The sequence below is a fragment of the Streptomyces pseudoechinosporeus genome (assembly GCF_054783935.1).
In genome coordinates this window covers 150,007-175,269 of the sequence record NZ_BAAGPS010000080.1, presented here as the reverse complement: position 1 = coordinate 175,269, position 25,263 = coordinate 150,007, and the positions used below count along the sequence as shown (strand labels likewise).

Genomic DNA, 25,263 nt, shown 5'->3' with positions numbered 1-25,263 from the left:
CGCCGGGGAGCGGCGGGCGCGGTCGGTGTGTCACACCGGCCGCGCAGCCACGTCGGCCGACGACCGCCTGCAGTCCGGCCAACCGAGACCGAGGCGGCGTTCGCTGACGGCTCGCGGGAAGAAGTGCTGCGACATCTCTTGACGTGTGCCCTGCAACTGCGTAGACATGACCGCGCGGTCATACGGATGACCTCGCTCGATGCAGACATACGGCCATGAGGAGACGTGATGACACCAGGGGTGGGGCGGAACACGGACTCGCCTGCGCCGCGCAGCGCGGACGTGGCCCGTGTGGCCGGAGTCTCGCGCAAAACGGTCTCACGGGTCCTCAACAACGAGCCGTACGTCTCCGACGACGCCCGCCAACGTGTCCTCGCAGCCGCCGGCGAACTGGGCTACCGGCTGAACCACGCGGCCCGTGCGCTGGCCTCCGGGCGTACCCGCTCCATCGGAGTGGTCGCTCTGGGTACGGCCGGATACGGCACCGCCTCGCTCCTTGTGGGCATCGAGCACGCCGTGCGGGACGCGGGGTACGCACTGCGCGTGGTCAACACGCCGGACGGCGACCCGGAAGGGATCGCCGGCGCAGTGGAGTCACTCCTCGAGCAGGGCGTGGACGGAGTCGTCGTCTCCGAGCCCATCGTGGAGGGAGAAGTCTCCGTCCACGCCGACGTACCGGTCCTCTTCCTGGGGGCACCGCCGGCCTTCAACGCCGCTCGCACGCTGACCGTGGGCGTGGCCGCCCACCAGCTGGCGCGGGTTGCCACCGAACATCTGCTGGACCTGGGACACGTGACCGTCCATCACCTCTCCGGACCGCTGCGGTGGTACGCCTCCAAGGACCGCCTGGAAGGATGGCAGGCCGCACTGGCGGCACGGGGCGCACCCGAACCACCTGTCGTCGAGGGTGACTGGTCACCCGCCTCCGGGTACGCAGCGGGCCGCGAGCTGGCCTCGGACCCCTCCGTGACCGCCGTGTTCGCAGCGGGCGACGAGATGGCCATCGGCCTCATCCACGCCCTGCGGGAGGCCGGTCGCCATGTGCCGGAGGACGTCAGTGTGGTCGGATTCGACGGCAATCCCGTCTTCGCCTACGTCGCTCCTGCCCTGACCACCGTGCGTCAGCCCTTCGACGCCGCGGCACGGGAAGGAATCAAGCGGCTCGTGCACGCCATCGAGGAGCCGGACACCGACCTGCCGCCGGCGAGCGACCCACCGGTCGAACTCGTCGTCCGTGGCTCGACCGCGCCCCCGCCGCCCCACCAGGGCTAGCCAGTACTTCCGATCCGGTGTTCACCGCGACGTCGTCGACCTGCCGTACCCGACGGACGCGCGCCCATTGACCCCGCCGCCTCCGCCCGGATCTCCCGAGTGGGCGGCGGTTACCGAAACGCATCCCCCCATCCCTCGTCATGGGAGCCGCACATGTCCCCTGCGCAGACAGGCGCCAGACCCGGCGCCGCTCCGCGTTCCCGCCCCTCCACCCTCCTGTTCCTCCTGCTCGCCCTGGCCGTCGCGGCTGCGACGCTCGTCCTGCCCGCCGCAGGCAGGGCAGACGCCATCTCCCGTCCGTCGCAGACGATGTACACACCACCGTCGAACGCGCCCTCGCCCGGGGTGTTCTACCCGCGCGCGATACGTCTGCAGCACAACGGCTCCGCCAACGGCACGATGCTCGCCACCTTCGAGCAGTACACCTCCGGCACTCCGGTCTTCCCGATCTACCGCAGCACCGACAACGGCGCCTCCTGGACGAAGATCTCCGAAGTCGCCGACACACAGAACGGCTGGGGCATGCGCTGGCAGCCCGAACTGTTCGAACTGCCCAGGGCCATGGGCGGCTTCCCCGCCGGAACCATCCTCGCCGCGGGCGACTCGGTGCCGGCCGACCGGGGAGGCAGCAAGATCGACCTGTACGCCAGCACCGACCGCGGCCAGAGCTGGGACTTCGTCACCAACATCGCCACCGGCGGCCCGGCGCATTCCACCAACGGCTACACCCCCGTCTGGGAGCCGTTCTTCCTGATCTCCGGCGACAGACTGATCGTCTACTACTCCGACCAGCGCGACACCGACCACGGCCAGAAGATCGTCCACCAGGTCTCCACGGACATCCGCAACTGGGGCCCGGTCGTGGACGACGTGGCGATGCCCACCTACGCGGACCGCCCGGGCATGCCGGTGGTGACCCGACTACCCAACGGCAACTACGTGATGAGCTACGAGTACTGCAACGCCCCCGAGGGCGGGTGCTCCGTGTACTACAAGATCTCCTCCGACCCGGAAGGGTTCGGCTCCGTCACCGGCCGGGTACTGCGGTCGACCGACGGCGTCATCCCCAGCGGAGCGCCCTTCATCACCTGGCTGCCCACCGGCGGCCCGAACGGCACCCTCGTCCTCAGCGGCGAGAGCCAGGACGACCTGTTCGTCAACACGGAGAACGGGGCCGCGAACGCCTGGACCCGCATGCGCTCCAACGTCGCCGGCGGGTACAGCCGGGGCATGCTCCCGCTGGCCGACGGCCACAGCCTGATGGTGCTCAGCGGGGGACGCGCGCGCAGCACCGGCGTCAACCCGGTCACGTACAGCGTCGTCGACCTGGGCGGCGGCATCTCCAACGGTGCCACCTACACCCTGTCCAACGCGAACAGCGACCTGAAGCTCGCCATCGCCGGCGGTTCCACCACCAACGGCACCAGCGCCACCCAGCAGACCACCACCAACGCCACCGACCAGCAGTGGCGCGTCACCCGGCAGCCCTCCGGCTACTTCAAGATTCTCAACGTCGCCAGTGGCAAGGTCCTGGGCGTACAGAACCAGTCCACCGCCGACGGCGCCAGGATCCTGCAGTGGGACGACAACGGCACCCTCGACCACGAATGGGCCGTCGCCCCCCATCCCGCCGGCGGCTACATCTTCAAGAACCGCATCACCGGCAAGTACCTGGAGATTCCGAACGCCTCCACGGCCGTGGGCACGCAGGCCGTCCAGTGGAGCAGCACCGACTGCGCTTGCCAGCGCTGGAACCTCACCCAGACCGCCCTGCCGCCGCTGGGCACCGGACAGTACGTCCTCGTCAACAAGAACAGCGGCAAATACCTCGACATCCCCCAGGCCTCCACCGTCACCGGTACAGCAGCCAACCAGTGGCAGAACTCCGCCTGCGTCTGCCAGTTGTTCACCTTCCAGTCCGCGGGCGGCGGAGCCTGGAGCATCAAGAACGTCAACAGCAATCTCAACCTGGACATCCGCGACTCATCCACCACCGCAGGCGCCGCCGTCATCCAGAGCACACCCTCCAGCGCCGACTCCCAGAAATGGACCCTCACCAACGCCGGCGACGGCTACTACGAACTCGTCAACGCCAACAGCGGCCTGAACGCCGCCGTCGCTCAGTCCTCCACGACCGACGGCGCACCCGTCGTCCAGTGGAACGACGTCGGCCTCGACGACCAACTCTGGAAGATCGTCCGCATCAACTGACCACCCACACATGACAGTCAGGACGGAGGGCGGTGCGGGTCGGTCACCCGCACCGCCCGACCCCTTTCACACCTGTGCCACCGCCACCACGTGTGGGCCGAGAAGGTCCTCGCCGGACGCTTCGACGAGCTGGCACCGTACGACGTGGTGTCACTGGAGACGCTGAGCTGACGCTGGAGTTCGACAAGCGGGCGTACCGGGTCATCCAGCAGGTTGGAGTCAGGACGCGTCCTCATCCAGCCTGCCCACGACCCGTTCGGAGAGAGGAGAGAGACTTATAGTTGATGCATCAACTTTTGCGAGTGGAATCAGGGTGGAATTCAGCCACGTTCACCCAGACGCTCGTACGCACCGATCGGCGGCCAACTCACCGAACACCAGCGGCGGTTCGAGCAAGGAGGGTTCAGCCCAGTTCGATGAGGCCGCGACGGACGGCCTCGGTGACCGTACTCGCCCTGTTCTCGGTACCGAGCTTCCGGTAGATGCGTACGAGATGGGTCTTGATCGTCGCCTCGCTGAGGAACAGTACAGCGGCGATGTCCCGGTTGCTGTGTCCTTGGGCGAGCAGCCGTATCACCTGGGTCTCCCGCTCACTCACTGCCACTTCCGGCTCGGAGACGTGGCCGGCGAGCCGCTCGGCGGCCTCGGGGGCGAGCACCGTCCTCCCGGTGGCCGCGGCACGCACGGCTCGGAACAGTTCCTCGGGCGGGCCCGCCTTGAGAATGTAGCCGCGGGCACCGGCCTCCATCGCCCGCACGACGTCGCCCTGGGTCCGGTAGCTCGTGAGCACGACGACCCGTACGCCCGGGACCGAGGCGGTGATCCGCCGGGTCGCCTCGATGCCGTCGTCCCCTTCACCGGCCCCCGGCCCGTCGGCCAGCCGGAGGTCCATGAGCACCACGTCGGGGCGGAGCCGCTGAGCGAGGTGCACGGCCTCCTGCCCGTCGCCGGTCTCGCCGATGACGGCGAAGCCGGGCTCGCCCTCGAGGAGGGCGAGCAGTCCGGCGCGGACGACGGCGTGGTCGTCCACGATCAGGACCCGGACCGTCGCGGGGGGTGCCTCGCTCATCGCGTGCTCGCGGGGACGGGGGTTTCCACGGGGAGAGTCGCCCGCATCCGGGTGCCGCGTCCGGGAGCGCTGTCGACGGTCAACGTGCCGCCGTACGCGGCGAGTCGCTCCCGGCCCGCGGCCAGTCCGAATCCGCGCCCGTCGACAGAGGCGCCCCTGCCCGGTGACGCGGCGTCGAAGCCCACGCCGTTGTCCCACACCTCCACCGTGACCGCGCCGGCGTCCCGGCGGTCGAGCGTGACCCACACATGTGCCGCACGGGCGTGCTCGCAGGCGTTGGCCAGCAGGCCCTGGGCCACGCGCAGCAGCTCCGCGGCCCGGTCCGGGGGCACGCTGCGGAACTCGCCCAGGGTGCCGAAGGCGACCCGCGGCATGCCGTCGCCGGAGCCCTTGCGCGCGCACAACTCGCGTAACGCCGCTGCCAGATCGCCCTGCACGAGCGCGGGCGGAGTCAGATCGCGGATGATGCTGCGGGTGTCCGCGAGACTTGCGCCGAGCGCCTCCGCCACGGCACGCACCTGCTTCCGCGCGGCCTCCGGCCTGCGGTCCCAGTCCCGCTCGGCGGCCTGCAGGAGCATCCGGTTGCCCGCGAGCTCCTGGGCGAGGGTGTCGTGCAGGTCCCGGGCGATGCGGGCCCGTTCGGCGAGTCGTCCGGCCTCCCGCTGCTGCCGCGCCAACTCCTCGCGGGTCCGGTCGAGTTCGTGCACCAGCCGCTGCTGGCCGCGATAGAGGACGACCGTGATCCAGATCGCCGTGACCGGAGGTGCCACCAGTTCCACATCGAGGCCCCCGGCGATCCGTACGAAGCAGACGACCAGCAATGCCGTGATCACCCCGACCACCGCGATGGCAGCCCGGTCCCCGAACATGCGCAGGGCCAGGACCGCCAACGGCACGGCCAGCCATGTGTAACCGAAGGCGAGTCCGGCCGGGAGGACCCACGAGAGCCAGCCCCACAGCCCGAGGAGCAGACCCAGCCAGACGGGTCTGATCCGGGTGCTCATCCGCTCCCACAGGCCCAGTCCTGCGCCGTAGCCCGCTGCCAGGAGCACGACGGGCGGTGCGACGGACCAGCACAGCTCGCTCGACACCTGGACGAGCCGCGTGAGCGTGCCGACGACGACCGTCAGGAGCAGAACGTGGGGAAGCAGCCGCAGCAGCAGCAGATAGCCCTGACACTGGGTGGCTAGGGGGGCGGGGGCGGCAGGGGACACGGCGGCGGTTCCTCAGCGGCAGGCGGGTCTGACGATGGGAGCGTTCGTCAGTGTAGACCGTTGCCGGTGTGACAGAAGTTGAGGAACTCGCCGCCGCAGAAGGCCAGTTACCGGCCCGGGTGGAGTCCCGGCCACCCCGGGGTCGGGTCGCCCTTGACCTCGCCGAAGTACAGGGCGAAGGTCTGCTTCAGCTGCTCGACCCGGGCACGGTCCTCCATGAACCGCGGGAATCCGTCCACGTTGGCGTTCGGGTACTCCCAGATCGGCTTCAGGCCCGTGGGCGAGGCGATGTCCGTACGTACCGACCAGCCGCTGGACGTCTGGCGCTCGGTGGACAGCTGCCAGTTCAGGTAGAGCTTGGCCGCCGTGGGATGAGCGGCCTGCTTGAAGATCGCGAGCCGCTGTCCCCACGCCATGAACGGGTGCCCATCGGCCATCCCCATACGGGTCGGGCTGGTGCTGGTCGGACTGCCGCCCGTCCCGACGCCGATGATCTTCTGCTTGGTGTTGACCGCGGTGCCGGGCGAGAAGGAGCCGCGGGCGAACTGCGGCTGCTGGGCGGCGAAGTCGGCCACCCAGTCCCAGCCGTACTTCTCCACGTAGAGGGCGAAGAGGTAGAGCACCGCGTCGTCGTCGTGCGGGTAGGACGAGGCGATGGCCCCCTTCCAGCGCGGGTCGACCAGGTCCAGCGGCGTCTGCGGCGCGTTCGCCCCGGCCGCCGCCACGTCGTACAGGTAACTGAAGGCGATGACCATCCCGGCCACCCAGGCACCGTCCGGGTCCCTGAACTGCTTGTGGAGCTTGCTGAATCCGGCGGGCTTGTAGCGCAGCAGCCGCCCCTCGCGCTTCCAGCGCGTGAAGTCGTGCAACGTCTGCAGCTGTACGAGGTCGGGGACCAGGGTGTCGGTGGCGAACTGGTTGTCCACGCGGACGTCGTGGTACTTGCTGTAGTCCACGATGAGCGTGAGGTCGATCTCCGGGAACCGCCGGCGGAAGGCCTCCCTCGCGCCCGCGCCGCTCCCCGAGTTGGCCAGGTCCCCGCCCGCGTAGACCACGAGCTTGCCGCCTTCGGCGATGGCGTCCTGGTACAGCTCGTCGAGCGAACGGGTCTCTTCGCCACGGCCCGCGGCGCCTTGCGCCGCGGCGGCGGACGCGGAGTCTGAGGCGGTCCCGGCCGACGCCTGTGTGCCAAGGGGTGCGGCGGACACCGATGTTGCGGACGTCGCGCCCAACACGGCGCCTGCGCCCGCCGCTAGCATCCGTCGTCTGCTGAAGTTGTTGGACATGTGAGGGGGTTGGTCCTTTCTCGGCCTGCGGGAATCCGCCGTAGACCACGGCGCCACCAGCCTGCCGCCTCACCAGGGCGGCGCGCGTCGCCCGGAAGCTGCTTCTACGTTCAACCGAACGGTTGAACGTAGAACGGCCCCCAAGGCTGCCGGCGGACTCGTCGAGCACGGCGTCGGAGGCGGGCTGCGGGTTCCCGTCGAAGCCGAGGACGGTTGGCCTTCTGGACCTGGGCTGTCAGAACTCGACGACGATGGAGCCGATCGCTTCCCGCGAGGCAAGGCGCGCGTAGCCGTCTTCGAAGTCCTCGAGAGCGAACCTGCTGTCGATCACCGGCCTCAACTGTCCAGCGGAGATCGTCGTGGCCGACCTGCGCCTACAAGCCGGACGCCACCCAGCTGAACGAACTGATCGGCGAGGCATACATCAAGGTGCCGGAATTCCACACCTGGTGGGACAGCCACCGCGTGGCCCGGTGCGCCCACAATACGCAGCGCTTCCACCACCCGGTCGTCGGCGAGCTCACCCTGCACCACGAGCTCCTCGCCTTCCCGGCCGACCCGGACCAGACGCTGTGCCTCTACACCGCCGAGCCCGGCTCTCCTTCCGCGCAGGCCCTCGCCCTCCTCGCCAGTTGGAGCGCACCCGACGCCACGCCCGGCCACGGCGCCTCCCACGCCTCACGGCTCGGCAGCAGCGCGGGCGATGAGTGAGCTACTCCCCCTCGCCCGCAGCGGTGACGGCATGGCCGCCGAACTGGTTGCGCAGGGCCGCGATCATCTTCATCTGCGGGGAGTCGTCCTGGCGGGACGCGAACCGGGAGAAGAGGGAGGCGCTGATGGTGGGCAGCGGCACGGCGTTGTCGATGGCCGCTTCGACGGTCCAGCGGCCCTCACCGGAGTCCTCCACGTAGCCGCGCAACTTGTCCAGGTGCTCGTCGGCGTCGAGGGCGTTGACGGCGAGGTCCAGGAGCCAGGAGCGGATGACGGTGCCGTCCTGCCAGGAACGGAAGACCTCGCGTACGTCCGTGACCGCGTCGACCTTCTCCAGCAACTCCCAGCCCTCGGCATAGGCCTGCATGATGGCGTACTCGATGCCGTTGTGGACCATCTTCGAGAAGTGCCCGGCTCCGACCGCCCCCGCATGGACAAAGCCGTACGGCCCGTCGGGCTTCAGCGCGTCGAAGACGGGCTTGACGACGGCGATGTCAGCGGTCTTGCCGCCGACCATGAGCGCGTAACCGTTCTCCAGGCCCCACACGCCGCCCGAAACACCCGCGTCGACGAAGCCGACGCCCCACGCGGCGAGTTCGAGGGCGCGCTTCTCGTCGTCCGTCCAGTGGGAGTTCCCGCCGTCGACCACGATGTCACCGGGCGACAGCAACTCCGCGAGTTCGTCGATGACTTCCTGTGTCGCCTCCCCGGCGGGAACCATCACCCACACCACGCGCGGGCCGTCGAGCTTGCCGACGAGTTCGGCCAGGCTGCCGACGTCGGAGACTTCGGGGTTGTGGTCGTAACCGATGACGGTGTGGCCCGCGCGGCGGAGCCGCTCGCGCATGTTGCCACCCATTTTGCCCAGACCGATGAGGCCAAGTCGCATAGCGGTCATGTCACTTGCTCCTGTGCTGTTCGTAGTCGATCAACCAAAGGACACCTTGATGAGTCAACTAACAGCTGAAGAGCAAGCCTCTGTTCCCAGCCCTGGGAGGCGGTTACTTGCACGGGGCGAGCCCGGCGGAATCACCGACCGCAGGGCCCCGCGTGATCGCAGTACGGCTGAAGCCGACTCTGCCCGCAGCCGCACAGAATGACCCTGGTCTCGGCGCGCGAACCTTCCGCTGTGTCCACGCGCAGCTCGCCGCGCACGGTCAGCTGGCCGGTGGAGCCGCGCGTGACCTGCGTGGGTCGCTCCGGGATCTCCGTCCCGCCGTCCGCGAGTTGGTACTGCAGCGCGCCCGAGAGGCAGCGCCGCACCACTTCGGCCAGGCGATCGGTCGCGGCACCGTCGGTCCTGATCCACGGCCGTGCGGCCGTGTCGAATACCTCCGGCAGGCCACGGACGCATTCAGTGCCCCCACCGAAGTGGCCGGTCTGCGGTACCGGCACTGGTACCGCAGACCGGTGTGCCGCTCAGTGCAGCCGGGCGGTCAGGTGGTACCGGCCGGACGGGATCCGGTACGAGGCCACCCCGTCCGCCTGACCGACGAAGCGCACCCCCTCCACTCGTGGCAACGGCGTGCGTCCCTCACGAACGGCATCGGCGGAGGCGACCGGAAGCCGCAGGGTCGCCTCACTGTTCGCCGGCACCACCGCCTCGTACACGAGGACCCCGCCTCCCTCCTCCACCTTCCACTTGCTCCGGATCTCGCCGTACGGCGACTCGTACGAGCCCGACACCCGCGTGATCCTGCCGGTGGGATCGATGTGGGGTTGCAGCAGGAAGTGCTTGAAGCCGGGGCTGTCCGGGTCGCGGGCGATGCCCGCCATGTACGCGTACATCCACTCCATGATCGCGCCGTAGGCGTAGTGGTTGAAGGAGTTCATGCTGACCGGGCCGAAACCGGCGTCCTCGGAATAGGAGTTCCAGCGCTCCCACACGGTGGTGGCGCCGTTCCTCACCGAGTACAGCCAGGACGGGAGCGCGTCCTGGTGCAGCAGCTTGTACGCCAGGTCGGCGCGGCCCTCGTCGGTGAGGACGGGGGCGAGGACGTTGACGCCGAGGAAGCCGACGGACAGGGTGCTCTCGGCGTACCTGACCCGGCTGCTGTCCGGGTGGGCGGCCTTGTAGGCCTCGTCGTTGCCGATGTTGTCGGCCAATAGCCCGACGAGCGTGCGGCGTTGAGCCTGCGTCTCGTAGAACCCGAGCTTGAGAACCCACAGCAGTGCTGACTGGCTGTTGTCCTCCGTCTTCTCGTTGGGGTCGGCGCCCGGTTCGATCGGGGAGGCGTCGCCGAGGCTGGACTTGACCGTGACCCGGCCGCCCTCGGTGCTCAGGTACTTGGTGATGAATGCCTGCTTGATGCGTCCAAAGAGGCGGTCGTACGCGTCTCCCTCCGCCGTCTTGCCGATCGCGTGGGCCATCTGCGTCATCAGCTTGGCGACATAGCCGTAGTAGACGTCGCTCATGAGCTGGGCGCTGGTCTTCTGCGGTGCCAGCCAGTCGCCGGTGAGGGAGCCCTGTCCGGCGTAGGTGTCGCCGGTTTGCTGCCGGATCCAGTCCAGGTAGCCGGTCATCGCGGGCCAGTTGTCCTTGACGACGGTCGCGTCACCGGTCATCTGCCACACGGTCCACGGCACGATGACACCGGCGTCCGCCCAACCGCTGCCGCCTCCTGGGAAGTTGTACCGTCCGCCGGGTGCGACCCCGGTGAACTGCGCCTTGTCCGCGCCGTAGATGACCGCGGAGTCGACGACGGTGTCCTGGAAGTGGCTGAGGAAGGCACCAGCGTCCGCGTTGTAGAGGCCGGTCGTGGCGAAGACCTGTGTGTCGCCCGTCCAGCCGAGGCGTTCGTCGCGCTGTGGGCAGTCGGTGGGCACCCAGAGGTAGTTGCCGCGCTGGCCCCAACGGATGTTCTCCGCCAGCTTGTTGATGTCGGGGTCGTTGGTGGTGACGGTGCCGGTCTCACGGATCGCGGATGTGGCGACCTTGCCGGTCAGTTCGGTGATCGTGACAGTCTCCGTCGCGGTCACAGACACGTAGCGGAAGCCGTAGAAGGTCAGGGAGTCCTGATGGGTCTCGCCGTGCCGGTCGCCCTTGAGGACGTACGTGCTGGTGGCCTTGGCGCTGCGGAGGTTGGCCCGGTAGACGGAGCCCTCGGGGCCGTCCGCGCCGGCACTGTCGTCGTTGAGCATCTCGCCGAACCTGAACCCGACCCGGGCTCCGGCCGGGCCGCGCAGGCTGTAGCGGGCCACCCCGACCATGTTCTGGCCGAGGTCGAAGACGGCGGTCTCGCCACTGCCGATCGTGACGGAGGCAGAGGCCGCCTCGGCGGGATCGGTCACCGTCCGGTCGGGGTCCACGACGATGCGCCCCCTGCCGCCCGGGCTACCGTCCTGTCCGGTCACTCCGGTGGCGACGGTGATCGACTCCGGTCGGCGGTCCCACTTCGACATCAGGCGTGCGGTCTCGCCCGGGTAGGCGAGGAGTTGGACGTCCGGGTACTTGTCCTCGAAGGCGACGCGTTCCACGTCCGACCACGCTGAGTCGTCGAAACCGTGCGCCGTCCAGCCCGGCAGCTCCATGCGGGCGTCGTAGGTCTGGCCGTCGTAGATGTCGTCGGCCCGGTAGGGACCGGTGTCCGTGGCCTTCCAGCTGCCGTCCGGCGCTGTGATGACCGTCTGCGAGGTGCCGTCGGCGTACCGGATCAGCAGCTTGGCTTTGACCGCGAGGGCGTTGCCGTCCTTGGAGTAGTACGTACTGCCGTCGGATATGCGGCCGTTGTACCAGCCGTTGCCGAGGACGACCGCGAGGGTGACGTCCGCTTCCCGCGTCATGAGGTCCGTGACGTCGTAGGCCAGGTAGTTGACGCGCGCGTCGTAGTTGGTCCAGCCCGGGGGCAGCAGTTCGGTCGTGGTGCCGCCGTCCTGCGGAACGGTCACGTGGTGTCCGTTGACGTATGCCTCGTACACGCCGAGGGCCGAGACGTACAGCCGTGCCTCACGGACCTGGGGCCGGTTCTTCAGGGCTGCTTCCTTCCGCAGCATCGGTGCCCCGGCCGAGTTGGGGGTCTTCCCTTTCACCCCGATCCACTGCGCGCCCTCCCAGCCGCCGACACCGTCGGTGCTCATGAGGCCCGTCTCGAAGAAGGCGGGGGACGCCTTGCCGACCGGACGCCCTTCGGCGTCCCAGACGGTGACCGTCCAGTGATAGCGACTCGAGGCGTGCAGCGGCTTGCCCGCGTAGCGGACGGCCACCGAGTCGGGCGAGGCGACACGACCGCTGTTCCAGACGTCGGCATGGGCAGCGGTCAGCTTGTCCGGGGAGCTCGCGACGAGGATCTGATACGCCCCTTGGCACCGCCCCCGGGCGGCGGACCGCATACGCCACCCGAAGCGCGGCCGGCCCACGTCCACACCGAGGGGATCAGTGCGGTGTTCCACGGTCAGCCCCCACACCGTGCCGCCCTCCACACGGCGGGCCGCTTCCGCCGCCGCGCTCGTTCCACCTCCCATGAAACCAGCCCCTACCGACACGGCGCCGGCCGTCGCGGCGAGCACGGTTCGACGAGGCACTGCCGGGCTGTGTCCGCGGGGTGGAATCCCCTCGCTGACATCGTCGTCGGCGCCGTCTGCACTGCGAGCTTCATGGCTCACACCTTCGTCCTTTCGGTTTCCTGGGAGTCGACCAAGGGATCGCGGCTGGTGAACGTGTGCTTCCCCGAGCCGACGACGTGGGTGGCACGGTCGCCCGTGGGCAGCCGGACCTCCGCCGTGGTGTTCGGCGGGAGCTCTACGTCGAGCCGGAACCTGCCGTTCTTACGGATCCACTGCGCGGACACCACGCCGTACGGCGTGCGGTAGCCGCCCTCGGCGTGGGTGAGTCCGCCGACCGGGCGAGGGTCGATCACCAGCTCGCGGTAGCCGGCCTTGCCACGCGCCTGGCGGATGCCCACCAGGCCGCTGTGAAACCACTCCTCGATCTGCAACAGGATCATGTGGTTCTTGGAGTTGCCCATGCCCCACTCTTCGGGAACGGTCGTCAGGCCGCCGGGATTGGCGGTGGTGGGTGCCATGAAGTAGCCGTAGCTCGGGCGGGTGTCCTCCTGGAGGACGTCCCACAGGACGTCGTCGCGGCCGCCTTCGTGCAGGGCTCTGACGATCGGGGCGAGACCGAGGGTGCCGCCGCTGAGATGCGGCCCGCCCCCGAACGGCCGGTGGGCATGGACCAGTTCCACCAGCGCGTCGAGGACCTTCCCACGTTCCCCCTCCGGTACGAGCCCCTCATCCAGCGCGAGCGCCTGCGCGGCCTGCGTCGCCCCGGCACCGCCCTGGTCGCCCTCGGCGGTGTACCGGCCGAGCGCCGCGTTGTAGAAGGTGTCGTTGAACGCGTCCTTGATGTTGGCCGCGAGGTTGCGGTACTCGGACGCGTCGGCATCGCGCCCGATCAGCGTTGCCATCCGGGCCATCCGGTCGGCGATCTGGTGGTAGCCCCAGGTTCCGGTGATGCGGCCCGAGGTGTTCTCACTGGCGATCCAGTCGGCCAGGGCCGCGTCCACGATGTGGGTGTCCGCGCCGGTGCCGGCCTTCCTGGTCCTGATGTAGTGCAGGAAGGCCTGCATCTGCACGTAGTAGCGGCTCATTGTCCGGGTGTCGCCGTATGTCTCGTACAGCAGCCAGGGCACGAGGATGATGCCGTTGCCCCAGTTGATCTCGTCGCCGAACCGGCCGGTGTAGCCCCAGTCGTAGACCGGGGCCTTGAGCGCCACGTTGCCGATGTTGTCGCCGGCCCGGGACTGGCCCTCGACCAGGTGGCGCTGCATGGTGCGCAGGTAGGCCGCGTAACCGAAGGTGCGGTGGAGGGATCCGAAGGGCTGCACGTAGTCGGCGGGGTAGGCGAGTTTTTCGCGGCCGGGGCAGTCCGTGAAGGTGGACATGGTGTTGCTCATGATCGAGTAACGGGCCATGCGGTGAATGCGGTTGATCCGGTCGTCGGAGGTCCGCACGGTGCCGGTGGCCGGCACGTCCGCGTGGATCTGCAGGCCGGTCACCGTGTTCCGGGTCGGTACGTAGCCCTCGGGCAGGCCGGTCACCTGCAGCCACTGCATGCCGAAGTAGTGGAACTGCGGGTGCCACCGCTCGCCTCGCTTGTCGCCGTACGTCGTGTAGGCGGCGAACACGTGGGTGCCGCGCGCTGCGCCGCCGCCCATGATCGATGCCTGGTTGACGGTGCCGTCGGCGTTCAGCGACTCGGCGGGGTACAGCTTGACGGTGGTGCCGGACGGGAGCGGGCCGTGGAGTTCGAGCAGCGGCCAGCCGGCGAAGTTCTGCCCGAAGTCGAAGACCCACACGCCGGGTTGAGGCTGGGTGACGCTGACCGGACGCAGTTTGTCGACGACCTTGAGCGGCTCGGCCACCCGCCAGACCAGTTCGGTGGTCAGGTTGGGCGGCGGGGCGATTGCGGCGTCGGTCCAGCCCACGGCCGTGCCGTCGCGCCGCCTCGCCGACTCGCCGAGATCCGCGCCAGGGGCGGTCCAGGCGGGCTGCTCGCGCCGGGCGTCGTAGTCGGAGCCGGAGTACCAGTTGGCTGTGACGGTCGGGCCGAGAGCCGTCTTCCACGAGCGGTCGCTGACGACGGTCTGGACCGTCCCGTCGGCCTTCGTGAGTTCCAGGCGGGCGATCACACGTGGGGAGACGGCGGCGCCCGCGCTCGGGTCCGTGCTCGCGAGGGAGTTGCCGGAGCCGGTGACGGCGGCACCGCTCTCGTGCCCGGAGGCGAGGCCGGGTTCGAAGGTGATGCCGGTGCCGTCGGCGCCGGCGGTGCCGATCGCGGTGATGGTGCGTGACTCCAGGCGCTCGCCGCCGTCGCGGGTGTCGATGTTGACGGTGCCGCCGACGTGGTAGTTGGCCACGCTGTTCACCTTGATCGTGGTGGCGCCCCGGGCGGCGGGCGCGACGAGGTTGCCGCTGCCCTTGAACTGGCTCTGCCACCAGCTGTACGGGGCAGTGCGGCCGGTGGTCGGATTCGTGACGGACCGGGTCACCAACGCCGTGCCGTGGCCCAGTTCGACGCCCACGGTGTTGTCGCCGGGGCGGACGAGGTGGGTGACGTCGTAGACCCGGTATTCGGTGGAGAGCTGGTAGTTGGAGTTGCCCGGAGCGAGCACCTCGTCGGTGACGGGTTTGTCGTTGAGCCGGGCCACGTGCAGTCCGATGCCGGACAGGTACAGCCTCGCCCTGACGACCTTTCCCCGGCGCTCGTTCACCCGGAAGGCGCGGGCGAACACGGGCAGGGGCTGGTCGACGGTGCGGCCCGGGTGTTCGATCCACCGGGCCTTGCCCCAGTCGGAGCGCTTGAGGAGCCCCATCTCCCATGAGGCGGGTCGGCTCCACGGTGTCGCGTCACCGTCGGTGCTCCACACCCGCACCTGCCAGACCAGCCGGTCGCGCGAGGCCAGTGCGGGACCGTGCCATGCGACGTCGGTCTGGGCCGAGGAGCGGACCTTGCCGCTGTCCCACAGCAGACGGCCCCTGTCGAGATCCCGCTCGGCGCGCGCCGAGCGGATCTGGTAGGCGGCCTGGGTCCATGCCGCGCCGGCGCCCACCACCCGCCAACTCAGTCGCGGGGCGGAGTCGTCTACGCCGAGCGGGTTGTCCTCGCGGCCGTCGACGGCGAGACCGGTGACCTTCGGCCCGTGTCTGTCGCCGTCCTCGTCGGCGTGGGCCTCCTGCGTGGGGAGGCCGGGGACGGTGGGCAGCGCCAGCCCTCCCGCGGAGACGGCCATGGTGCCGACCACCTGCCTACGGCTCACCGCTCCGCCCGATATGCCGGACATGCCAAACCTCCGTTGATTCGATGACCCCTGCGGGAATCTGAACGTTCGCCCACGTGCCGGACAGCCCTGTGGTCAGCTCCCGGCCTTGTAATCGGCGTCCATTTCCTTGAGGAGCTCTTCGGGCGTGGACTGGTCACTGAAGATCTCCTGGAGCCCGCTGAGCATGGTCTGCTGCACCTTGGCGTTGGGCCAGAGCTGGTCCATGAACGGCACCGTGCGGTCCGCCCTGATGAACGTGGACAGTTCGCCCAGCGACGGGTCCACCGCATAGCCCGTGTCGGCCAGGGAGGGCAGACCGCCCTGCTTCTTGACGAACAGGTTCATGCCCTCGGGAGACATCACGAAGTTCACGAACTTCAGCGCGAGGTCCTCGTTCTTCGCTTTGGCGTTCACTCCGTAGCCCGCACCCGCCGCAGCCGGAACGATCGTTGCGGACGGGTCGTCAGCGGCCGGCAGCGCCTTGAACGTGAACGTGCCCTGCGGGTTCTTCTGCTTGAGGAGAGCGATCACCCAGTTCCCCTGGATGATACCGAGTGTCTTGCCGGTGGCGGCGAGGCCTTGGCTGGCTTCGTAGTTGGTGCCCAGCGGGTTCTTCTGGAAGCAGCCGGTCTTCTCCATCGTCAGGTACTTGTCCAGGGCGGTGGTCCACTGCGACTGGGCGAAGGTGGCCTGGCCGGTCTGCATCTTCTTGTCGAAGTCGCGGTCGTCGCCGTAGACGGTCGTGGCGACCAGCGCGTACAGGACGAGCTGGGTCACCCAGTTGTCCTGGTTGCCCAGCGCGAACGCGGGAGTCCCCTTGTCGGCCGCGGCCCGGCAGAAGGCCAGCAGATCCTTCCAGGTGTCCGGGGGCGTGAGTTCGGCCTTCTCCAGGGCTTGTTGGTTGTAGACGGCGCCGATGCCGTTCTGCCCGAAGATGGCGTTGTAGGTCTTCCCCTCGTACTGGGCGACGCTCTTGATCGCGTCCGGCAGTTTGGCGGCCCAGGGTTGGTCCGAGAGGTCACGCAGGTAGCCCGGTTTGGCCAGGACGTACGTGGCGCCGGGGTTTCCGTTGCCCGGCCAGACCGACATCACGTCGGGTGCCGTGCCCGAGGACAGCTGAGTCCGGATCTGCTGCTGGTACTGGTCGGCGCCGCTGGTGGTGTAGCGGACCTTGACGCCGGGGTTGGCCTTCTCGAAGGCTTTCACGACATCCTCGACGGATCCCTGGTCGACCGAGGCGAGCGTCAGGGTCTTGGATCCGCCGCCGGAGTCGCCCGCCTTGGTGCCGCCGCTACAGGCGGCAAGGAGGGCAGCGGCTGTCACAACGGCCGACAGGACCGTCGGTATGCGTGTCTTCATGATGTCTCCCTCGGAGAAGAGGCCACGGCCGTGGTGGACGGGTGGGACTCGCGTGTCATCCCTTCAGCCCTCCCGCGAAACCGTTGATGATGCTGCGCTGCAGCACGAAGTAGACGAGCAGGACGGGCAGGATGCTGATCACCAGGGCGGCGAAGATGAGGTTCCAGTCGGTGACGTACTGGCCGACGAAGCCGGCGATCGCGACCGGCATGGTCTGCTGGGCGCTGCCGCTCAGGTACAGCAGCGGGGTGAAGAAGTCGTTCCAGACAGCGACCGTGTTGAGTACCAGGGCCGTTACCGTGACCGGTTTGAGCATCGGCAGCACCACGTACCGGAAGCCCTGCAGGGGTGTGCAGCCGTCGATCAGGGCCGCGTCCTCGAAGTCCCGGGGCAGGGCGCGCAGGAAGCCGACGTAGAGGAAGACGGTGAAGGGCACCTGCAGGCCGGAGTAGAAGAGGACCAGGGCCCAAGGAGTACCGAGCAGACCGAGGTCCCGCATGGTCTGGTAGAGCGGCAGCGAGGCGAGTTGGAAGGGCAGTACCAGGCCCAGGAGGACCAGCAGGTACGTGCCGCGTGACCAGCGTGCCGTGACGCGGGCCAGCGGATACGCGGCGAGCGAGGAAACGGCCAGCACGATGGTCACGCTGCAGACCGTCACCAGCACGCTGTTGGCCAGCGCACCGCCGAGCGCGCCCTGCTGCCAGGCCTGCGAGAAGTTGTCCAGGGTCGGCGAGGTGGTCGGCTCGATGGGCGAGGACGTGTCCGACGCCGGTCGCACCGCGAGGTTGACCAGGACGTACACGGGGAAGCCCACGAAGAGGGCGGCGGCGATCATCGTCAGTTCCAGCGCGAGGGTGCGCGGGCGGTAGCGGTTCATGACGCGGCCCTCTCGTTGCGGGACAGCACCAGGTACTGACCCGTGGAGGCGACCGCCACGATGATCGTGAGGACCACCGCGAGCGCGATGCTGTAGCCGAACTCGCCGAGCGTGAAGGCGTCCTTGTAGATCAGCGTGGAGATGGTGTCAGTGGCGTGTCCCGGTCCCCCGCCCGTCAACGCGTAGACCTGGTCGAAGAGTTTGATCCCGCCGATGATCGACAGCATCAGGTTGATGGTGAACGCCGGAGCCAGCAGCGGACGGGTCACCGACCAGAAGCGCCGTACGGGACCTGCCCCGTCGATGGCCGCCGCCTCATGGATCTCCTTGGGTACCGACTGGAGCCCGGCCAGGAAGATGACCATCGAGTAGCCCGCGTACTGCCAGACGATCACTCCGACCACCGCCCACAGCGCGAGCTGCGGATCGCCCAGCCAGTCCTGCCGCGAGCCGTCAAGGCCGACCGCGCCCAGCAGGCTGTTGACCCCGCCGTCGGGGCCGAGCAGGTTGCGCCAGAGGTAGGCGGTGACGATCGGGGTGATCACGGCCGGAGCGAACAGGAAGACCCTGAGCACGTTCCGGGACTTGATGGCCGTGTTGACCCCGAGGGCCAGCAACAGGCCCAGCCCGTTCTGGAGGACCGTGATCGACACGGCGATCAGCAGCGTGTGCCAGATGGCCTGCACCGCGTCGGCGTCGCTGAACATGTCGGCGAAGTTGCCCAGCCCGACGAAGGAGAAGTTGGGGTCCAGGCCGTCCCAGTCGGTGAAGGCGTAGTACACGCCACGAGCACTCGGTATCAGGACGACGAAGACGAAGAGCAGCAGTGCGGGCAGCGCGAACCACCAGGGGGGTGTGGTGCGCGGTCGGCGGGCGTGCGCTGCCGGCGCCGCGTGCGGGAAGTGGTCGTGGTCCGGAAGTTGCTCGTTCGGGGCGAGGGTCACAAGCGGACTTCCTCCTTGAAACGTTTCAAACTGGTTGTGAGATCAGGGCTCCGGTCGGCTGGACACCGTGAGGCATCTGCCGGCTCAACGTCTTGGGGATGTGGTCCGAGACCCAGTAAGGGCGTCCAGGGTGTGGTCCAGTGGGTAACGTTTCCCAAAGGGTGCTGCCAGACCCTAGAGAGCGCCTCGCGTGACGTCAAGATGCCGCGCAAGCTGCGCAACTGTTACGGCGGCGACGCGTTCCACGGCACTCGACGACGTGCTGGGATGTGGCTCACGGCTCACGACTGCGCCTTACTGAGCTGCGGCTCCGCCGTACACTCTGCGGCAACGTTCCCCACTTCGCCGGAGGGCACCGGGATGGAGCCGCCAGCACCGCCTCGCCGCGTCACGATCGTCGACGTGGCACGTCACGCCCAGGTGTCCACCACCGCTGTCTCCAAGGTGCTGCGCAACGCCTACGGAGCCAGCCCCGAGATGCGCGCGAAGGTGCGCCGGTCGATCGACGAGCTCGGCTACCGGCCGCACGCGGGGGCCAGGGGCCTGCGCGGGAAGACGTACACCATCGGCGTGATGCTGCCCGACATCCGCAACCCGTTCTTCCCCGAGATCCTCGACGGGATCACCGGCCGCCTCGCGGACACCGACTACCAGGTCTTCCTGGGCCCGGGCTGCAATGGCGAGACGGCGGAGGCGCGGGTCACCGAGGCCATGATCGACCGGGGAATGGACGGCATCGTCCTGATCGCACCCGTGTCACCGCGTGCCCATCTCGAGCACGTCGCCTCTGCCGTACCGACCGTCGTCATCGGCCGCCACGGGCATTCCCCGGTGTACGACACCGTGACGGACGACGACATGGCGGGCGCGTCCTTGGTCGTCGGCCACCTCGCCGACCTCGGCCACCGCCGGATCGCCCACATCGAACATCACGAAACCGACCCGACACGCATCGCGGAGATGCCCAACGCCCAGCGCGCCGACGGATACCGGCAGGCCATGCGGTCCTTCGGCTTCGCGGAGGAGATCGACATCGTCTCCACCACGTACACCCAGCAGGGCGGGTACGAGGGCGCCAAGGAACTGCTCGCGCGCCCCCGCCCACCCACGGCTGTCTTCGCAGGCGCGGACATCGTTGCGATGGGTGTGCTGGAGGCGCTCACCGAAGCCGGAGTGTCCGTTCCCGGTGACATCTCGGTGGCCGGCTACGACAACACGACGTTCGCCTCCTTCGGTCCGATTTCACTCACCAGCGTCGACCAGGCGGGCCACGAGATCGGCGCGAACGCCGCCCGCCTCCTCCTGGAACGGATCGCCGACCGTCACAAGGCGCCGGTCCAGGTCAAGCTCTCCCCCACGCTGGTGCCGCGCCGGACCACCGCTCCTCCCCCGGAATAGAAACCATTCCGGAGTCCGGCAGCGGCGGCGTTCAACCGTTGGGTTGAACACCGTTTCCACCTACGGCAGGCCTCATCGCCGACTCCGCGGCGGAGCTGCTGTTGACCAAGGTCACGCCCGCGTCGAAGCCCGGGTCAGCAGGCAGCTGCTCCTTCCGGACGCCGGTGCAGAGCAGACCGATCCCACCAATTGGATCGCCCTATCCATTTTCGTGCTACGGTGGCGACAGTGAACCGGAAAGGCCTATCCGATTCAAGAAGTGGATAGAACTATCCGGCTTCCGCTGTCATGAGTCTTCCGAGAAAGGACTTGCTGTGACCAGCATCGCCATCGTCGGAGCCGGCCCCCAGATGGGCCTGGCCATCGCCCGCACCTTCGGCTCCCAGGGCTTCGACGTCGCCCTGATCTCCCGTAACCGCGACAAGCTCGACGGCCTCGTCAGCAAGCTCGCGGCCGAGGGCATCACCGCCGCCGCGTTCCCCGCGGACGTGCTCGACCGCAACGCGCTCACCCAGGCGCTCAAGGACGCCGCCGCACGCTTCGGCGGGATCGACGTCCTGGAGTACTCCCCGGTGGGGACGTTCGGCGTCACCACGCTGACCGCTCCGGCCACCACCGAACCCTCGGACGTGGAGTTCGAGATGAACTTCCAGCTGTACGGCGCCATCGCCGCCACCCAGGCGGTACTGCCCGCGATGCGTGAGGCCGGCGCGGGCACCCTGCTCTACACCACCGGCGCCGGCTCGATCTGGCCCGACCCGCGGGTCGCCAACGTGAACGCCGCCGCCGCGGCGCTGCGCAACTGGGTGATGAACCTGCACAAGGAGCTGGCCGACGCCGACACCGGCATCCAGGCCGCCCACATCGGCATCGACTCCTCGATCGGCGTCTCCGTCATCCCCGGCGTGGAGGCGGCCCGGCCCGAGCAGATCACTCCCCTCTACTGGGAGCTGCACACCACCAAGCGAGACGAGGCCGAGGTGGTCTTCAAGCTCGACGACGACGGCTTCCCCCGCGGCTGACAGCACACCGAGCCGTACCCGCCCCCTCATCGAACCCTGATCGCGCCGCGGTGTTCCGGTCCGCGGCGCGATCAAGGAGAAGGGTTCCGTTCCGCTGGACATTGCCGGCCGCCCGGTTCGCGGCCTCCGGCGTCATGAAGGCCACCAAGTCCCGTGAGCGGCTCATGCCTTGACACCCTCGGCCTGCTGATGCCCCCGTCGCCCCGTTCCCCCCACCTTTTCGAGGAACAGACCCTCATGACCACGACCACCGACCCGGCACTGATCAACCCCCGCGCGGTACGTCTCGTCAAGGCGTTCAAGGACTTTCTGGCCCGCATGCGCGACGAGGAGGGACTGACTTTCGACGACTTCAGCGTGGCCGCCGATCTGCTGCAGAGGGTCCAGGCAAACACCGGCGCTCCCTTGGCGATGGTCTTCGGCCCGCTGTACAGCGAGGTCTTCCTGGACGGCCGGGATGGCTACACCCCCTCCGCAGGCGTCGACAGCGCCACGGTCATCCCCGGCTCCCCGCGCATCGGCAACCCCGGCACCCTGCCGATGCGGCCGGACGAACCCGCTGGCCACAGACCTGAACCAGCGACCTGCGAAATGCGGGGCCAGGGTCTGCCCATCCCGAGCCCCGCCCCCTCACACGGCGGGACGACCTCGAACTGCGGGGAGTCACCCCGCCGCCCGGCCATGATCACGATCAACAGGAAGTCCTTCGCATCGGCCGTGCCTGATCGATCCGGAACCGCACCCAGCACCAGGTCCTTGACCCGCGCTACCAGCTACCACGCCCCGTGCTTGGCACTCTTCGTCGATATGTTGCTGTTATGCCGCGCCTCGGCACGGTGATCCGGCCCTGAGGTCAGCTGCTCTTGCCCGGCGGTGTGGTGGTGCCCTGGCCGGCGCGGAGCATGGCCTTGTAAAGGGGTTCGTGCCCGGGTGAGGCGGGCAGGGGGCCGCGCGCCGGGGCCTCAAGGGACTGGATGAACAGGGCGACAACGCGTCGCCAGGCATCCGGGGCGGCGTCGCCGGTGGCGTTGACGACGCCCGCGTTGGCCATATGGATCAGTACCAGGTCCGAGGGGTCGAAGTCCTCGCGCAGGCGGCCGGTGGCCTTGGCGCGGTCGATGAGGCGCAGCATGGCCTGGTACGCCTCGTTGCGGCGTTGCTCCAAGACCTTGGCGGTGGGGAAGGACATGGTCAGGACGTCGGCGAAGCCGTTGTCGGCGGCCTGCATCGCGCAGGCGGCCTCGATATAACCGACGAAACCGTTCCAGGGGTCGGGGTCGTCCAGGGCGACGGTGACCGCGTCGGCGTAGGCGCCCATGCGGTCGGAGAAGACGGCGTCGACCAGTTCCTCCTTCGTGGGGAAGCGGCGGAACATGGTGGCAATGCCCACGCCCGCCTCGCGGGCCACGGACGCCATGGAGGCGCTCAGGCCGTCGCGCGCGAATACCGTCCGTGCGGCGGCGATGATCCGCTCCCGGTTGCGCTCGGCGTCACTGCGAAGAGGCTGAGCGGCGGGACCGTCGGGGTGCTGGGCGCCAGGGTTCATACCAGCCAGTCTAGCAATCGGATTGGCCTATCCATTTTTGATGCCATGCTGGTCACTCGGAGCGCGAAGTGTCTCAACCTGCCGTCCCCGTCAGTTGGCCTGCGGCAGGCATGCGGTGGATCGGGCCGGACAGGTCGGACAGGGGCAGGCCGCTTGCGCGGTTGGTGTGGGCGATGATCTCCGCGGTGATGGAAACCGCGGTCTCTTCGGGGGTGCGGGCGCCGAGGTCGAGGCCGATCGGTGAGCGCAGCCGGGCCAACTGACCTTGTGTGACGCCGACTTCGTGCAGGAGGCGCAGGCGTTCGTCGTGGGTGCGCCGGGAGCCCATCGCGCCGACATAGCCGACGGGCAGGTCCAGGGCCAGGCGCAGCAGGGGGATGTCGAACTTGGCGTCGTGGGTGAGGACGCACACGGCGGTGCGCTCGTCCACGGTCGTGCGTTGCAGGTAGCGGTGGGGCCAGTCGACCACGATCTCGTCCGCGTGCGGGAAGCGTGCGGTCGTGGCGAAGACGGGCCGGGCGTCGCAGACGGTGATCCGGTAGCCCAGGAATTGGCCGGCCTGGCTGAGGGCGGCGGCGAAGTCGACGGCGCCGAAGATCAGCATGCGGGGGCGGGTGGCTGCCACGTGGACGAGGATGGAGAGCCGCTCCGGGCAGGTGTCCGTGTCCCCGCCGAGCGAGGTGAGCGCGGTGCGTCCTGCCCGTAGCAGGGCTGTGGCCCGGTCCGCCACCGCCCACCCTGTGGACCCCTTGTCCAGCGTCCCGTCAGCAATCCAGCTGTCACCGAGAACGCTCAGGGTGGCGCCGAGAAGCCGGTCAGGGCCGTCGACGATGTGTGCCACCGCCGTGGGCCGGCCTCGCACCACGTCGGCGAGGGCGGCGGCGAGTTGCGGCTGGGCCACGGGATCGATGCGCTGGACGAGGACGTCGAGTTCGCCGCCGCAGGTCAGGCCGACGGCGAAGGCGTCGTCGTCGGAGTACCCGAACCGGGCGCGCTGCGGAGCACCGCGGTCGCGCAGTACCTGCCGGCACAGTTCGTAGACCGTGCCCTCGACGCAGCCGCCGGAGATGCTGCCGACCGCGTTGCCGTCCTCGTCCACCGCGACCGACGTACCGGAAGGCAGGGGTGCGCTGCCGGTGACGTCGACGACGGTGGCCAGGGCGAAGGGGCGTGCCTCGCGGCACCAGCGGTGCAGTGTGTCCGCGATGTTCAGCATGGGCGGGTCTCCGTGTGAGACGACGGGGGACGACGATTCTTGGAGTGGGACGGCTTGGGAGGTGGGCCGCCGCTGTGTCGTCGGGGGGAGTGACACGGCGGCGGCCCGGGGGTCCGGCGGCCGGGCATGGTCAGCCGCCGAACGGTCGGGTGAGCACCCCGGGCGGCCGTCTCACCACGAAACCGACCGCCCGGGGGCCCGTATCGGGCCTCGGCTCAGAGCAACGCCTCGGCGGTGATGGGCAGTTCACGGACCCGTCGGCCGGTGGCGTTGAACACCGCGTTGCCGATCGCGGCCGCCACACCCACCTGGACGACCTCGCCGAGCCCCTTGACGCCGAGCGCGTTGCCGTCGTTGTCCTCGCCGTCCAGGTAGATCGCCCTGACCTCGGGGACGTCGGCGTTGACGGGCACGAGGTAGTCGGCGAGGTTGGCGTTCACGATCCGGCCGTCGCGGTGGTCGGTGACCGTGTGCTCCAGCAGGGCCGCGCCGATACCGCCCACGATGCCGCCGATCGCCTGGCTGTCGGCGAGCTTGGGGCTGATGATGCGGCCGGCGTCGTACACCCCGAGCATCCGCCGCACCCGCACCAGGTTCTCGCCGGCGTCAGCACCGAGTGGTACACGCGGCTGGAGAAGGGCCACATCGGCGGCGTCTCCGAGGACGTTCTCGACGCGGTCGCCCAGGCACTGCGGCTGGACGAGGACGAACGGACCTACCTGTTCGACCTGGCCCGGGCGGCCCGGCCCGCCCGTCGCAGGCCACCCCGCCGCAAGGACGTCGAGGTTCCTCCCGCCGTCCACTGGATGCTCGACTCCGTGACGATGTCCGCCGCCTTCGTACGCAGCGGCCGAGGGGACATCGTCGCGAGCAACGCGTTGTGCCGAGCCCTGTACGCGCCGATGCTCGACAGCGACACCACCGACGAGCAGGACCGCGCCAACTTCCCCCGCTACTTCTTCCTCGACCCCGGCTCCCAGCACTTCTTCGTCGACTGGGACCACGGCGCGAACGCCACCGTCGCACTGCTGCGCGCCGAAGCCGCGCGCGAGCCCCACGACCGGGTCCTGCGCGAGCTCATCGGCGAACTGTCCACGCTCAGCCCCGAGTTCCGCACCAGGTGGGCCAGGCACGACGTCCGCATCCGCCACGAGGGCGTCAAGCGGCTGCAGCACCCCGAGGTCGGCCGCCTGGAGCTGACCTTCCGCGCTCTGGACCTACCTGTGTCCAACCGGGCGGTGCACGAACTGACCTTCTACACCGCCGAGCCGGGCACCGCCGACGAAGACCGGCTCAAGCTCCTCGCCAGCTGGGCAGCAACACAGCCCCCGGCCACAGAGCCCAACCGACATAAGAGTCGATGAGAGCCGGCCTTTCG

19 protein-coding genes and 2 pseudogenes are annotated in these 25,263 nt (G+C 69.0%); 7 read left to right on the top strand and 14 right to left on the bottom strand.

What is annotated here, in order from left to right; genetic code table 11:
- The first annotated feature begins 228 nt into the window (after positions 1–228).
- Together ACYVO6_RS44400 and ACYVO6_RS44395 are read left to right on the top strand one after the other, a co-directional pair.
- Complete coding sequence (locus ACYVO6_RS44400) at positions 229–1,272, top strand: LacI family DNA-binding transcriptional regulator (RefSeq protein ID WP_461071810.1); 1,044 nt, start codon at positions 229–231, stop codon at positions 1,270–1,272.
- A 153-nt stretch (positions 1,273–1,425) separates the two neighbouring features.
- On the top strand, positions 1,426–3,483 hold the full coding sequence (locus ACYVO6_RS44395; protein ID WP_461071808.1) for an RICIN domain-containing protein: 2,058 nt from the start codon (positions 1,426–1,428) through the stop codon (positions 3,481–3,483).
- A gap of 403 nt (positions 3,484–3,886) precedes the next feature.
- On the opposite strand, the gene ACYVO6_RS44390 is transcribed toward ACYVO6_RS44395, so the two are convergent.
- The 4 genes from ACYVO6_RS44390 to ACYVO6_RS44375 form a co-directional block, all read right to left on the bottom strand.
- Positions 3,887–4,552: a response regulator transcription factor gene (locus ACYVO6_RS44390; protein ID WP_352378311.1), complete on the bottom strand. Its 666-nt coding sequence runs from the start codon at positions 4,550–4,552 to the stop codon at positions 3,887–3,889.
- Positions 4,549–5,766: a sensor histidine kinase gene (locus ACYVO6_RS44385; RefSeq protein ID WP_461071806.1), complete on the bottom strand. Its 1,218-nt coding sequence runs from the start codon at positions 5,764–5,766 to the stop codon at positions 4,549–4,551. The genes ACYVO6_RS44390 and ACYVO6_RS44385 overlap by 4 nt, the downstream gene beginning before the upstream one ends.
- Before the next feature lie 107 nt (positions 5,767–5,873).
- Positions 5,874–7,052, bottom strand: coding sequence for an ABC transporter substrate-binding protein (locus ACYVO6_RS44380; protein ID WP_461071804.1), 1,179 nt, complete (start codon positions 7,050–7,052; stop codon positions 5,874–5,876).
- Between the two features lie 235 nt (positions 7,053–7,287).
- Positions 7,288–7,473: a zinc-binding dehydrogenase gene (locus tag ACYVO6_RS44375; protein WP_461071935.1), complete on the bottom strand. Its 186-nt coding sequence runs from the start codon at positions 7,471–7,473 to the stop codon at positions 7,288–7,290.
- Here ACYVO6_RS44375 and ACYVO6_RS44370 point away from each other — a divergent pair.
- A pseudogene (locus ACYVO6_RS44370) lies at positions 7,437–7,763 on the top strand (MmyB family transcriptional regulator); the annotation flags it as partial. The gene ACYVO6_RS44375 and the pseudogene ACYVO6_RS44370 sit on opposite strands and share 37 nt — an antisense overlap.
- Position 7,764: 1 nt before the next feature.
- Here ACYVO6_RS44370 and gnd read toward each other — a convergent pair.
- The 7 genes from gnd to ACYVO6_RS44335 all read right to left on the bottom strand — a co-directional run bounded on the left by gnd (position 7,765) and on the right by ACYVO6_RS44335 (position 18,703).
- Positions 7,765–8,661, bottom strand: a complete 897-nt coding sequence (gnd, locus tag ACYVO6_RS44365) for a phosphogluconate dehydrogenase (NAD(+)-dependent, decarboxylating) (protein ID WP_461071802.1) — start codon at positions 8,659–8,661, stop codon at positions 7,765–7,767.
- Between the two features lie 131 nt (positions 8,662–8,792).
- Positions 8,793–9,158 carry a (4Fe-4S)-binding protein gene (locus tag ACYVO6_RS44360; RefSeq protein ID WP_461071800.1) on the bottom strand — a complete coding sequence of 122 codons (366 nt, stop codon included), beginning with the start codon at positions 9,156–9,158 and terminating at the stop codon, positions 8,793–8,795.
- A 24-nt stretch (positions 9,159–9,182) separates the two neighbouring features.
- Entirely contained in the window at positions 9,183–12,224 is a 3,042-nt protein-coding gene (locus ACYVO6_RS44355; RefSeq protein WP_461071798.1) for a family 78 glycoside hydrolase catalytic domain, read from the bottom strand.
- A gap of 137 nt (positions 12,225–12,361) precedes the next feature.
- Positions 12,362–15,544 carry a family 78 glycoside hydrolase catalytic domain gene (locus ACYVO6_RS44350; RefSeq protein ID WP_461071796.1) on the bottom strand — a complete coding sequence of 1,061 codons (3,183 nt, stop codon included), beginning with the start codon at positions 15,542–15,544 and terminating at the stop codon, positions 12,362–12,364.
- A gap of 72 nt (positions 15,545–15,616) precedes the next feature.
- A complete protein-coding gene (locus ACYVO6_RS44345) occupies positions 15,617–16,882 on the bottom strand; it encodes an ABC transporter substrate-binding protein (RefSeq protein WP_461071794.1) in 1,266 nt (421 codons plus the stop codon).
- A 55-nt stretch (positions 16,883–16,937) separates the two neighbouring features.
- Positions 16,938–17,759, bottom strand: a complete 822-nt coding sequence (locus ACYVO6_RS44340) for a carbohydrate ABC transporter permease (protein ID WP_461071792.1) — start codon at positions 17,757–17,759, stop codon at positions 16,938–16,940.
- Positions 17,756–18,703 (bottom strand): carbohydrate ABC transporter permease, encoded by a 948-nt coding sequence (locus ACYVO6_RS44335; RefSeq protein ID WP_461071790.1) that lies wholly within the window; start codon positions 18,701–18,703, stop codon positions 17,756–17,758. The genes ACYVO6_RS44340 and ACYVO6_RS44335 overlap by 4 nt, the downstream gene beginning before the upstream one ends.
- A gap of 360 nt (positions 18,704–19,063) precedes the next feature.
- On the opposite strand from ACYVO6_RS44335, the gene ACYVO6_RS44330 reads away from it, so the two are divergent.
- From ACYVO6_RS44330 to ACYVO6_RS44320, 3 genes are all read left to right on the top strand, one after another.
- Entirely contained in the window at positions 19,064–20,101 is a 1,038-nt protein-coding gene (locus tag ACYVO6_RS44330) for a LacI family DNA-binding transcriptional regulator (RefSeq protein ID WP_461071788.1), read from the top strand.
- A gap of 314 nt (positions 20,102–20,415) precedes the next feature.
- Positions 20,416–21,123 carry an SDR family NAD(P)-dependent oxidoreductase gene (locus tag ACYVO6_RS44325; protein WP_461071786.1) on the top strand — a complete coding sequence of 236 codons (708 nt, stop codon included), beginning with the start codon at positions 20,416–20,418 and terminating at the stop codon, positions 21,121–21,123.
- 237 nt (positions 21,124–21,360) lie between these two features.
- Positions 21,361–21,963: a hypothetical protein gene (locus ACYVO6_RS44320; protein WP_461071784.1), complete on the top strand. Its 603-nt coding sequence runs from the start codon at positions 21,361–21,363 to the stop codon at positions 21,961–21,963.
- A gap of 13 nt (positions 21,964–21,976) precedes the next feature.
- Here ACYVO6_RS44320 and ACYVO6_RS44315 read toward each other — a convergent pair whose 3' ends face one another.
- From ACYVO6_RS44315 to ACYVO6_RS44305, 3 genes and pseudogenes are all read right to left on the bottom strand, one after another.
- Positions 21,977–22,669 (bottom strand): TetR/AcrR family transcriptional regulator, encoded by a 693-nt coding sequence (locus ACYVO6_RS44315; protein ID WP_461071782.1) that lies wholly within the window; start codon positions 22,667–22,669, stop codon positions 21,977–21,979.
- A 73-nt stretch (positions 22,670–22,742) separates the two neighbouring features.
- Positions 22,743–23,885, bottom strand: coding sequence for an XdhC family protein (locus tag ACYVO6_RS44310; RefSeq protein WP_461071780.1), 1,143 nt, complete (start codon positions 23,883–23,885; stop codon positions 22,743–22,745).
- Positions 23,886–24,100: 215 nt separating this feature from the next.
- Positions 24,101–24,493: pseudogene (locus tag ACYVO6_RS44305) on the bottom strand (molybdopterin cofactor-binding domain-containing protein); the annotation flags it as partial.
- 198 nt (positions 24,494–24,691) lie between these two features.
- Here ACYVO6_RS44305 and ACYVO6_RS44300 point away from each other — a divergent pair.
- Positions 24,692–25,249: an MmyB family transcriptional regulator gene (locus ACYVO6_RS44300; RefSeq protein WP_461071778.1), complete on the top strand. Its 558-nt coding sequence runs from the start codon at positions 24,692–24,694 to the stop codon at positions 25,247–25,249.
- The last annotated feature ends 14 nt before the right edge of the window (positions 25,250–25,263 follow it).

Bases quoted from the DNA above. Each gene is read 5' to 3' on its own strand.
- ACYVO6_RS44380 (WP_461071804.1), bottom strand. From the start codon at position 7,052: ATGTCCAACAACTTCAGCAGACGACGGATGCTAGCGGCGGGCGCAGGC.
- ACYVO6_RS44395 (WP_461071808.1), top strand. From the start codon at position 1,426: ATGTCCCCTGCGCAGACAGGCGCCAGACCCGGCGCCGCTCCGCGTTCC.
- ACYVO6_RS44330 (WP_461071788.1), top strand. From the start codon at position 19,064: ATGGAGCCGCCAGCACCGCCTCGCCGCGTCACGATCGTCGACGTGGCA.
- ACYVO6_RS44320 (WP_461071784.1), top strand. From the start codon at position 21,361: ATGACCACGACCACCGACCCGGCACTGATCAACCCCCGCGCGGTACGT.
- gnd (WP_461071802.1), bottom strand. From the start codon at position 8,661: ATGACCGCTATGCGACTTGGCCTCATCGGTCTGGGCAAAATGGGTGGC.
- ACYVO6_RS44390 (WP_352378311.1), bottom strand. From the start codon at position 4,552: ATGAGCGAGGCACCCCCCGCGACGGTCCGGGTCCTGATCGTGGACGAC.
- ACYVO6_RS44375 (WP_461071935.1), bottom strand. From the start codon at position 7,473: ATGCCTCGCCGATCAGTTCGTTCAGCTGGGTGGCGTCCGGCTTGTAGG.
- ACYVO6_RS44345 (WP_461071794.1), bottom strand. From the start codon at position 16,882: ATGAAGACACGCATACCGACGGTCCTGTCGGCCGTTGTGACAGCCGCT.
- ACYVO6_RS44300 (WP_461071778.1), top strand. From the start codon at position 24,692: ATGCTCGACTCCGTGACGATGTCCGCCGCCTTCGTACGCAGCGGCCGA.
- ACYVO6_RS44400 (WP_461071810.1), top strand. From the start codon at position 229: ATGACACCAGGGGTGGGGCGGAACACGGACTCGCCTGCGCCGCGCAGC.
- ACYVO6_RS44310 (WP_461071780.1), bottom strand. From the start codon at position 23,885: ATGCTGAACATCGCGGACACACTGCACCGCTGGTGCCGCGAGGCACGC.
- ACYVO6_RS44355 (WP_461071798.1), bottom strand. From the start codon at position 12,224: ATGGGAGGTGGAACGAGCGCGGCGGCGGAAGCGGCCCGCCGTGTGGAG.
- ACYVO6_RS44350 (WP_461071796.1), bottom strand. From the start codon at position 15,544: ATGTCCGGCATATCGGGCGGAGCGGTGAGCCGTAGGCAGGTGGTCGGC.
- ACYVO6_RS44315 (WP_461071782.1), bottom strand. From the start codon at position 22,669: ATGAACCCTGGCGCCCAGCACCCCGACGGTCCCGCCGCTCAGCCTCTT.
- ACYVO6_RS44340 (WP_461071792.1), bottom strand. From the start codon at position 17,759: ATGAACCGCTACCGCCCGCGCACCCTCGCGCTGGAACTGACGATGATC.